This is a genomic window from Streptomyces sp. NPDC058221, from assembly GCF_042882365.1.
GTDB lineage: Bacteria > Actinomycetota > Actinomycetes > Streptomycetales > Streptomycetaceae > Streptomyces.
Map to the genome: position 1 here is coordinate 27,572 of NZ_JBHVWF010000083.1, position 9,310 is coordinate 36,881.

The window sequence follows — 9,310 nt, forward strand, 5'->3', positions numbered from 1 at the left end:
CCCCGGGCCAAAAACGTACTCCCCCCCGCGGCCCCCCCGGGGCAGGGGCGGGTCCCACGCCGCCCCGCCGGGGGCGGGTTTGTGGGGGGCGCGGGCCCCGCGGCCGTTCTAGCGTGAACGCATGATCGAGCTCGATGGCCTCACCAAGCGTTTCGGCAGCAAGGTTGCCGTCGACCAGTTGTCGTGCCGGATCAGGCCGGGGATGGTGACGGGTTTTCTGGGACCCAACGGGGCGGGCAAGTCCACGACGATGCGGATGATGCTCGATCTCGACAACCCCACCAGCGGATCGGTGCGCATCGACGGCAAGCACTACCGTGACCTGGAAGAACCCCTGAAGTACATCGGCGCGCTGCTCGACGCCAAGTCGATGCACGGTGGCCGCAGCGCGTACAACAATCTGCTCTGTCTCGCGCAGAGCAACCGCATCCCGCAGAGCCGGGTGGCGGAGGTCCTGGACACCGTCGGTCTGACGGCGGTGGGGAAGAAGAAGTCCAAGGGTTTCTCGCTCGGTATGGGACAGCGGCTGGGGATCGCCGCTGCGCTGCTCGGCGATCCCGAGATCCTGATGTTCGACGAGCCCGTCAACGGTCTGGATCCCGAGGGCATCCACTGGATCCGGAATCTGATGAAGGCACTCGCATCGGAAGGCCGGACGATCTTCGTCTCCTCGCACCTGATGAGCGAAATGGCACTGACCGCGGACCACTTGATCGTGATCGGCCAGGGCAGGCTGCTGGCCGACACCTCGATGGCCGACTTCATCCACGAGAACTCCCGCAGCTACGTGCGGCTGCGCTCGCCGGACCAGGAACGGCTGCGCGACGTACTGCACGCGGAGGGCGTCGTCGTCGTCGAGTCGGGCAACGGCACGCTGGAGATCGACGGCGCGACCACCGAGGCGATGGGAGAGCTCGCCGCCCGGCACACGATCGTGCTGCACGAGCTGAGTTCCCAGCGCGCCTCGCTGGAGGAGGCGTTCATGCAGATGACGGCGGACTCCGTGGAGTACCACGCACACTCCGAGCGGGGACCCGAGCCGCCGCCGGTGGGGCCGCACTGGGGCGACCAGTGGCAGCCGCCCGGAAGCACCCAGGGGCCTCCCGACAGCACTCCCGGAGCTCCCGGCACCGGCAAGGGGGCATGACGAGATGGCATCGGTACCCGCGGTCCTGACCTCCGAATGGACCAAGATCCGTACGGTCTCCTCGACCACCTGGACCCTGATCTCCGCGTTCCTCGTCACCGTCGCGATGGGCGCCGCACTCTGCGCCGTGATGAACTCGCAGTTCGACGACCTGTCCAACGCGGAGCGGGCCACGTTCGACCCCACCTTCATCAGCTTCTCCGGGATGATTCTCGGTCAGCTGGCGATGGTGGTCTTCGGTGTGCTGGTGGTCGGTACGGAGTACAGCTCCGGCATGATCCGCACCTCGCTGGCGGCGGTGCCGCAGCGCGCCACGTTCCTCTTCAGCAAGATGCTGGTCGCCGGTGTGCTGGCGCTGGTGGTCGGTCTGGTCACCAGCTTCGTCTCGTTCTTCCTCGGCCAGGCCCTGCTGGGTGACCACAGCATCGGCATCGGCGCGGACAACGTGCTGCGGGCCGTCGTCGGCGCCGGCCTCTACATGGGGCTGATCGCGATCTTCTCCATGGGCGTGGCGTCGATGCTGCGCAGCTCCATGCTGTCGCTCGGCATCCTGATGCCGTTCTTCTTCCTGGTCTCCCAGATCCTGTCGGCCGTGCCGGGCGCGAAGAGCGTCGCCCGTTACTTCCCCGACCAGGCCGGGTCCAAGATCATGCAGGTGGTGCCCGACGCGATGAACAGCGACCCGGCTCCCTACGGGCCGTGGGCCGGACTGCTGATCATGGTCGCGTGGGTGGTGGCCGCGGTGATCGGCGGCTTCCTCGTACTCAAGAAGCGGGACGCCTAGGCGATTGCCCGTCCGGGAAGGCCTCGTTCTCGGTCAGCAGCAAGTCGAAGCGCTCCCAACCCTGCCACTGCCAGACGTCCCGCTCCGGGTCAGCCCTGAGCGGGACGAACCGGCCAAGCTCGAAATCGCCCTGTGCCGCATCCAGGTCGAACCAGCGCTCGTCGGCCACTTCGCTACCGAGTCCCACCGTCCGAGCCGTCAGTCTCACCATGAGCTTGGCATCCTCCGACGTGGAGAGATCCTTGCCCTGAATGCTGGTGAGCGGCAGCCTGTCCACGCTCGCGTCCACCGGTATCCATACGGTGAACGGCGCCCCACGCTCCACAGCAAGCCAAGAGCGTTCATCCGCTCGCTGTCCCTTCTCGTCGAGGACCTCAAGCCACTTCTTATAGATGACGCGACTTCCGTCGAACGGTGATGTCTCCAGGTAGCGCAGATGCACCTGGGCTTTGAGGTCGACGACGGAGAGATTGTCGAAGTGGTTGTAGAAGCGCACCGCGATGACGGCATGATCTGCATCGCGGCCGTCAGGCACCGGAAAGTCCGAAGTATGGTGCGGCGAGATGCTTGCACGCCGTCGCCAGATGAAGGGGCGCAGCGCGAACAGTTTGATCAGGACGATGCCGAGGAGCACTGCGGGAACCAGGGAGCCCGTCAGCGAGGCCAGTGTCGCCAGCAGGCCGTGGGCAAGGCTTTCCGGCTCAGGGCTGAGACTGTCGGTGCCCACGCAGGCCCGCAGCGCTCCCAGGGTCAGGTTCAGCAGGCCTTCACCATCACGTAATCGCTCTCCGGCGCTACGCGGGGAACGCTCGGTCAGCGTCCAGACAACCGCGATGAGCGCGGCCAGGCAGAGCAGTGCACTCAATGCCATCAGCATCAGGGCATGGACGGAGCGGCCGGCGATCCACCAGCGAACAGATGTCCTGTAGCGGGGATGCCGTCCTCTCCGTCCCCGCAGCCGTCCCGATGTCCACATTCTCGAACCCCCGTTCCAGAAACTTCGCGGGAAAGCCCTCTGCCCACAATTGGCTCCGTCCAATCCGGGCGCGAGGTGGCAGAGCAGTTCGCTGCGGGTAGACCCGGTATGGAAGGCTCTGGCCGTACCCGTGCCAATCGAAGGACGTCACTGTGATGGATCGAAGCCTCGCAGCACTGGGCCTGGACGGAGTTGCGGCCAGAGAGCCTCTGACCTATCCGGGCCGTCCGACCCCCGAGCCCTCACTACTCGACGGAAATGTCCTGCTCCGGCTGGGCGTACGCCCGATGCGGCTCGGCGACTGGTACGTGGAGGAGAAGCTGCAGCTCGACGAAGAGCTGAAGCAGCGGGGCCAGGTCGTGGCAGGCCGTCGGCATCCCGTCATCGCCGTGGGCTCCAACGCCTCTCCCGGCCAGGTGAGCCACAAGCTCAGCCGCCTCGGACTTCCCGTATCCGTACCGATGGTGCCCGTACGGGTGGAAGGCATCGGCGTCGGCTGCTCCGGGCACATCAGTCCGGCGGGCTACGTTGCGGGCACCCCCTATGTGGACCGGGAAGCCAACACGGTCCTCGTCGTCGCCTGGCTGGACTCCGAACAGCTGGAAGCCGTCGACGCCACAGAGTTCCCGGACTACCAGCGGGCGATACTGCCGGGTGACGAATTCCCGATGACCATGCCCTCCGGAGAGCGGCTCGGCGGCGCATACATCTACTTCAGCTCGCACGGGGTGCTGGCCGGCCCGGACGGTACACCACGCCCGGGCGGCGGGGACCAGTCGGAACTCCTGGCCGCGCTGCTCCACGCATCGCCACGGCTAGGTGAGCTGCTCGGCCCCGACCCATCGTCCTGGGTGAAGAAGGCGGGTAACGACTCCGGTCTGCGCGAAAAGGGCACCACACTCTTCGGCGCGGAGGGATGGGTACTCCCGCAGACCGATTTCCTGCCCTATCTGGACGACTCCGCCGACCTCCGCCCGTACGACGACCTGCCGCCACTCGGCGACTCGCTGCCGTGAACGGCTTGGCCGGAACCGTCACGGCCTGGTTATCCTCCTAACTCTTACGGGGGCGTGCGGCCGGACGGCCTGGGCCCCGAGAGCAGATAAGTCGATGGGGCTGGAGCATGATCGAGGCAGTCGGCCTGACCAAGCGCTATGGCGCGAAGACGGCCGTGTACAACCTTTCCTTCCAGGTACGGCCCGGCACCGTCACCGGCTTCCTCGGTCCCAACGGGTCGGGCAAGTCGACGACCATGCGCATGATGCTCGGCCTGGACCGGCCGACCTCCGGACACGTGACGATCGGCGGCCACGCCTACCGCAGCCTGCCGAACGCTCCGCGCCAGGTGGGCGCCCTGCTCGACGCCAAAGCGGTGCACGGCGGTCGCAGTGCCCGCAACCACCTGCTCTCGCTGGCTCAGCTCGCCGGTATCCCCGCGGCCCGGGTCGACGAGGTGCTCGGTGTCGTCGGTCTCCAGGGCGTCGCCCGGAAACGTTCCAAGGGCTTCTCGCTCGGGATGGGCCAGCGGCTCGGCATCGCGGCCGCGCTGCTGGGCGACCCGCAGGTGCTGCTCTTCGACGAGCCGGTCAACGGTCTCGACCCGGAGGGCATCCTCTGGGTCCGTAACCTGATGCGGATGCTGGCCTCCGAGGGCCGTACGGTCTTCGTCTCCAGCCACCTCATGAGCGAGATGGCGCTCACCGCCGACCATCTGATCGTGATCGGCCGGGGCCAGCTGATGGCCGATATGAGCATCACAGACTTCATCTCGGCCAACTCGGCCGACTTCGCCCGGGTCCGGGTCCAGGACAACGGGTCCGAACAGCGGGAGAAGCTCACCGCCACGCTCACCGAGGCCGGCGGCCAGGTCATGTCCGAGCCGGACGGCGGCCTGCGGATCACCGGGCTGCAGCTGCCCCGGATCAGCGATCTGGCCCATGACTCCGACGTGCGGCTGTGGGAACTCTCTCCGCACCAGGCCTCGCTGGAGGAGGCGTACATGCGGATGACGCAGGGCGCCGTGGACTACCGCTCCACGGCGGACCAGAGAGAGGGGCTGCAGCCCCCGGTCCTGGACGCGTACGGGCAGCCGCACCCCGGGTACGCCCCGCCGCAGCAGACCGTCCCCGAGGTGCCGCAGCAGGGCTGGTACGCCCCTCCGCCGCCCGGGGCGAACCCCTACGCGAAGGCTTCCGGGCCCGCTCAGGCCCCGGCCGCCCCGGTGGCTCCCGCCCCCACCGCTCCGGCCGCCGCCCCGGCACCGCCCGCCGCGGCTCCCGCAGACCCGACCGCGCGCGAGACCAGCGAGGACCCCCGATGACAACGCCGTCCACGCCGCCGACACCGTTCCAGCAGCAGGCGTACCAGCAGCCCCCCGCACCGCAGCAGCAGATGCCGGGCGCGCAGGCCGGTTACTACACCTCGCCGATCCCGGTGCGCCGGGCCACCCTCAGCGACGCGATCGCATCCGAGTGGACCAAGATCCGCTCGGTGCGCTCCACGATGTGGACGCTCGGCGTCATGGTCGTGCTGCTGCTCGCCCTCGGTGTGCTCACGGCCGTCGCGGTCGACGTGTCCGACACCGAGCTGGGCTCCACCCCCGTGCTCAGCCTCGGCTTCTACGGGGTGCTGCTCGGCTCGATCTGCGTGATCACGCTCGGCGTGATGACCATCGCCTCGGAGTACGGCACCGGGATGATCCGTACGACGATGACGGCCTGCCCGAGCCCCGGACGGGTGCTCGGCGCGAAGGCCATCGTCTTCTTCCTGCTCACCTTCGTCCTGACGACCGTGATGACCTCGGTCGTCGCGATGCTCCAGACGGCCATCCTGGACGCCGACGCTCCCAGCGGCGCGGACTGGCTGCGCAGCACGGTCGGCGTCGGCCTCTACATCGCGACCCTGGGGCTGCTCTCGCTGTCGATCGGCGCGCTCATCCGGCACTCGGCCGGTGCGATCACGATCATGATCGGGGTGATGCTGCTGCCGCTCGTGCTGGCGATCTTCATGTTCGCCGAGTCGCTCGCGACGCTCCAGGAGTGGCTCCTGGAGTACTCGATCCCCAACCAGCTCAGCCACTTCTACGACACCTCGGTCACCGATTCCGGACCGACCGGCTGGGAACCGCTGTGGATCATCCTCGTGGTGACCGCCGTGGTCATGGGCGGCGCGTACGCGTCGATGAGCCGCCGCGACGTCTGACCGGCTGCCGCACCCCCACGCCGTGCGCCGGCAGGGAGATCAGTACCGAGGAGCGTTCCTGGACCGCTGCACCCGTGTGGTGCGGCGGTCCTTCGCGTTCCAGCACGCCTTGTGCCAGTGCCTGCGGTCGTCGATCCCGCCGTACTCGGGCCAGGCCACCAGGTGCGGGACGCCGGACGGGATCTCCTGGTCGCAGCCGGGGCACCGGTAGCGCTTGCCGGCCGCGCTCGCGCCGCTGACCGGACGGACGGACCAGTCCTCGCCCTGCCACTCCTCGGCGCGTCCCCCGCCGCCGTACCGGCCCCCCTCCGTGCTCGCGCTGTCGGCGGGACTCTCGCCGCCTCGGGGGCGGTTGCGGCGCGGGGACACGTGACACCTCACGGGGCAGGCTGGGCAGTTCGCGTCCAGCGTAGGGCCATTCGGCCGGGGCAGACGTCCCGCACCGCGCGCCACGGGGCCCGGGACGGGACGGGTTACCGGAAAATCGCAACAACTTCCCGCCGGACCGTGCCTTTGGCACGTGTCAGACGTTGTTGCCAGTAGGGGAAAGCCGCGTCGGCCGCAAGGAGGCTATAGGCGATGCGTGTGGGAACGTTTGTACTGGCAGCCCAGTTTCCGGGGCAGGGGCCGGGCGAAGCGCTGCACCGCGCGATCCGGTCCGCCGAGGTCGCGGAGGAATCCGGGCTCGACTCGGTCTGGCTGGCGGAACACCATTTCGTGCCGTACGGGGTCTGCCCGTCCGCCGTGACGCTGGCCGCTCTGCTGCTCGGCCGCACCCGAAGAATCCGAGTGGGCACGGCGGTGAGCGTGCTGCCGACGCAGCATCCGGTGGTGCTCGGCGAGCAGGCCGCACTGCTCCACCTCACCAGCGGCGGCCGGTTCACCCTCGGAGTCGGCCGGGGCGGTCCCTGGATCGACCTCGAAGTCTTCGGAGGCGGCCTGGAGGCGTACGAGAAAGGCTTCCCGGAGTCCCTGGGCCTGCTGCTCGACTGGCTGCGCGAACCACGCGTGGCGGGCCGCGGGGAGCGTTACGGCTTCCGCGAGGTGGCGGTGGTGCCCCGGGCCGACGAGCTGTTCGACGGAGAGAGCGGCGAGTGCCCCGGCGGTCCCGAGGTGATCGTCGCGTGCACCTCGCCGAAGAGCGTGCGGCTCGCCGCCGAGAACGGCCTGCCCATGCTGCTCGGGATGCACTGCGGGGACGAGGAGAAGGCCGAGATGGTCGCTCTCTGGCGGTCCAGCGCGCTGGCCGCGGGCCGTTCGCCGGAGAGCGTGCGTCAGGCCGGGCACGTGTCCGCGGGGGTGGCCCAGATCGCGGACCGCACGGAGGATGCCACCGAGACGCTCGTGAAGGCGATGCCGGGCTGGCTGCGGCAGGGGCTGGACGCCCATGTGACGGTCGACGGCCGACACCGGGTGATGCGCGACCCGGTCGGCTATACGGAGCTGCTGTGCGGCATTCACCCGGTGGGCCCGCCCCGGCTCGCGGCGGACCGGCTCGCGGCCACGGCCGAGCGCACGGGTATCACCCGCTTCGCGCTCCTGGTCGAGGGTTCGGGAGATCTGGTGGCCACGGAGGAGAACGTAGCGCGCTTGGGCACCGAGGTACTGCCGCTCCTGAAATGACCGCCGGAATCCGCTCTTCCGGTGTACGAACGGGAGCTGCCGCCCCGGACCAGTTGCACCTCCCGCGGCCCGGAACGGCAGCAAAGGTGTTCAGCAGTCCCGAAGTTCGGGCGACTGGTTGAGCAACTGGCCCCTCACCGAGGTGAACTTGGCCAGCCGGTCGTCGACCGAGGCGTCCAGCGGGAACACCGCGACACGGTGGCAGTTCTGGAATGCCAGACGCACTCCGAAGTGCCGCTGCAGCGCGCCGCGTATGGCATCACTTGCGAGTGCACGCAGCAGCTGGCCGCGCGCCTGCTCGTCCGGCGGAGGCGTCTGGTTGTCGGCGAACTCTCCGCCGTCGACCTTCAGCTGAGCCACCAGCGAGCTGATCATCTCCCATGCGAAGGGCAGGGAGGTCCGGACGCAGTCGACGAAGTCGGCTTCGTCGACCTCGCCTCGCTCGGCCTGTTCCAACAGCGCCGGTGAGACGTCGAGCGACATGGGTTCTCCTCTCGCGACCCCGACGGAGAGCCGGGGCCTTACGGGCAGGGAAGGAGGACGGCGACGCAGCGTGCACAGACGGCGACCTCCTGCATCCACGGTAAGCGCGCAGTCCGGGCCGCACCAGGAGATTGGGAACACAACCGGCCAATAACGAAGGGGTTCAAAGGCGGACAAGGCAGATTCGGTCAGGTAGGGGCGGGGATGGAGTGACAGGTGGGTGAATCGCGTCGACCGCCGGTCGTCGAGTAGCGTTGCCCACCATGCGTCTCGTCATCGCCCGCTGCTCCGTGGACTACGCGGGCCGGCTCACGGCCCACCTGCCCTCCGCTCCCCGTCTGATCCTGGTGAAGGCGGACGGGAGCGTGTCGATTCACGCCGACGACAGGGCGTACAAACCGCTCAACTGGATGTCGCCGCCCTGCACTCTGAAAGAGGGCACCGGTGACACCGAGGGCGTCTGGACCGTGGTGAACAAGGCGGGCGAAAAACTGATCATCACCATGGAGGAAATCCTCCATGACTCGTCCCATGAGCTGGGCGTCGACCCGGGCCTGATCAAGGACGGCGTGGAAGCCCACCTCCAGGAGCTGCTCGCCGACCGCATCGAGACGCTCGGCGAGGGCTACACCCTGATCCGCCGCGAGTACTTCACCGCCATCGGCCCGGTCGACATCCTCTGCCGCGACGCGGACGGGCAGACCGTGGCCGTGGAGCTCAAGCGCCGCGGCGACATCGACGGCGTGGAGCAGCTGACCCGCTACCTGGAACTCCTCAACCGCGACCCGCACCTCGCCCCGGTGAAGGGCATCTTCGCCGCCCAGGAGATCAAGCCCCAGGCCCGCGTGCTGGCGACGGACCGCGGCATCGGCTGTGTGGTCCTCGACTACAACGCGATGCGCGGCATCGAGGACGACAAGCTCCGCCTGTTCTGACGCCCGGCACCGAAGAGCGAAGCCCCGGCCACAACAAGCCCGTCCAGCACCTCAGGACGAAGCCCCGGCCACAACTAGCCCGTCCAGCACCTCAGGACGAAGCCCCGGCCACAACTAGCCCGTCCAGCACCTCAGGACGAAGCCCCGGCCACAACTAGCCC

10 protein-coding genes are annotated in these 9,310 nt (G+C 68.6%); 7 read left to right on the forward strand and 3 right to left on the reverse strand.

What is annotated here, in order from left to right; genetic code table 11:
• Nucleotides 1-121: 121 nt before the first annotated feature.
• Together ACFVW8_RS24435 and ACFVW8_RS24440 are read left to right on the forward strand one after the other, a co-directional pair.
• Complete coding sequence (locus tag ACFVW8_RS24435) at nt 122-1,147, forward strand: ABC transporter ATP-binding protein (RefSeq protein WP_389693408.1); 1,026 nt, start codon at nt 122-124, stop codon at nt 1,145-1,147.
• Between the two features lie 4 nt (nt 1,148-1,151).
• On the forward strand, nt 1,152-1,931 hold the full coding sequence (locus tag ACFVW8_RS24440) for an ABC transporter permease subunit (protein WP_389693410.1): 780 nt from the start codon (nt 1,152-1,154) through the stop codon (nt 1,929-1,931).
• On the opposite strand, the gene ACFVW8_RS24445 is transcribed toward ACFVW8_RS24440, so the two are convergent.
• Nucleotides 1,912-2,808, reverse strand: coding sequence for a hypothetical protein (locus tag ACFVW8_RS24445; RefSeq protein ID WP_389693411.1), 897 nt, complete (start codon nt 2,806-2,808; stop codon nt 1,912-1,914). The two genes, ACFVW8_RS24440 and ACFVW8_RS24445, sit on opposite strands and share 20 nt — an antisense overlap.
• A gap of 254 nt (nt 2,809-3,062) precedes the next feature.
• Between ACFVW8_RS24445 and ACFVW8_RS24450 the strand changes: the two genes are divergently transcribed.
• The 3 genes from ACFVW8_RS24450 to ACFVW8_RS24460 all read left to right on the forward strand — a co-directional run bounded on the left by ACFVW8_RS24450 (nt 3,063) and on the right by ACFVW8_RS24460 (nt 6,108).
• On the forward strand, nt 3,063-3,923 hold the full coding sequence (locus ACFVW8_RS24450; RefSeq protein WP_389693413.1) for a hypothetical protein: 861 nt from the start codon (nt 3,063-3,065) through the stop codon (nt 3,921-3,923).
• Nucleotides 3,924-4,030: 107 nt separating this feature from the next.
• Entirely contained in the window at nt 4,031-5,227 is a 1,197-nt protein-coding gene (locus tag ACFVW8_RS24455) for an ATP-binding cassette domain-containing protein (protein WP_389693415.1), read from the forward strand.
• Nucleotides 5,224-6,108: an ABC transporter permease gene (locus ACFVW8_RS24460; RefSeq protein ID WP_389693417.1), complete on the forward strand. Its 885-nt coding sequence runs from the start codon at nt 5,224-5,226 to the stop codon at nt 6,106-6,108. The genes ACFVW8_RS24455 and ACFVW8_RS24460 overlap by 4 nt, the downstream gene beginning before the upstream one ends.
• Before the next feature lie 39 nt (nt 6,109-6,147).
• Here ACFVW8_RS24460 and ACFVW8_RS24465 read toward each other — a convergent pair whose 3' ends face one another.
• Nucleotides 6,148-6,477: an ATP/GTP-binding protein gene (locus tag ACFVW8_RS24465; RefSeq protein ID WP_389693419.1), complete on the reverse strand. Its 330-nt coding sequence runs from the start codon at nt 6,475-6,477 to the stop codon at nt 6,148-6,150.
• Between the two features lie 210 nt (nt 6,478-6,687).
• Here ACFVW8_RS24465 and ACFVW8_RS24470 point away from each other — a divergent pair, with 210 nt between their 5' ends.
• Nucleotides 6,688-7,731: an LLM class flavin-dependent oxidoreductase gene (locus tag ACFVW8_RS24470; protein ID WP_389693421.1), complete on the forward strand. Its 1,044-nt coding sequence runs from the start codon at nt 6,688-6,690 to the stop codon at nt 7,729-7,731.
• A 90-nt stretch (nt 7,732-7,821) separates the two neighbouring features.
• Here the strand turns inward: ACFVW8_RS24470 and ACFVW8_RS24475 are convergent, their stop codons facing one another.
• Nucleotides 7,822-8,214 (reverse strand): SCO5389 family protein, encoded by a 393-nt coding sequence (locus ACFVW8_RS24475; RefSeq protein ID WP_006127608.1) that lies wholly within the window; start codon nt 8,212-8,214, stop codon nt 7,822-7,824.
• 263 nt (nt 8,215-8,477) lie between these two features.
• Between ACFVW8_RS24475 and nucS the strand changes: the two genes are divergently transcribed.
• Nucleotides 8,478-9,149 carry an endonuclease NucS gene (nucS, locus tag ACFVW8_RS24480; RefSeq protein ID WP_384129424.1) on the forward strand — a complete coding sequence of 224 codons (672 nt, stop codon included), beginning with the start codon at nt 8,478-8,480 and terminating at the stop codon, nt 9,147-9,149.
• Nucleotides 9,150-9,310: the final 161 nt, after the last annotated feature.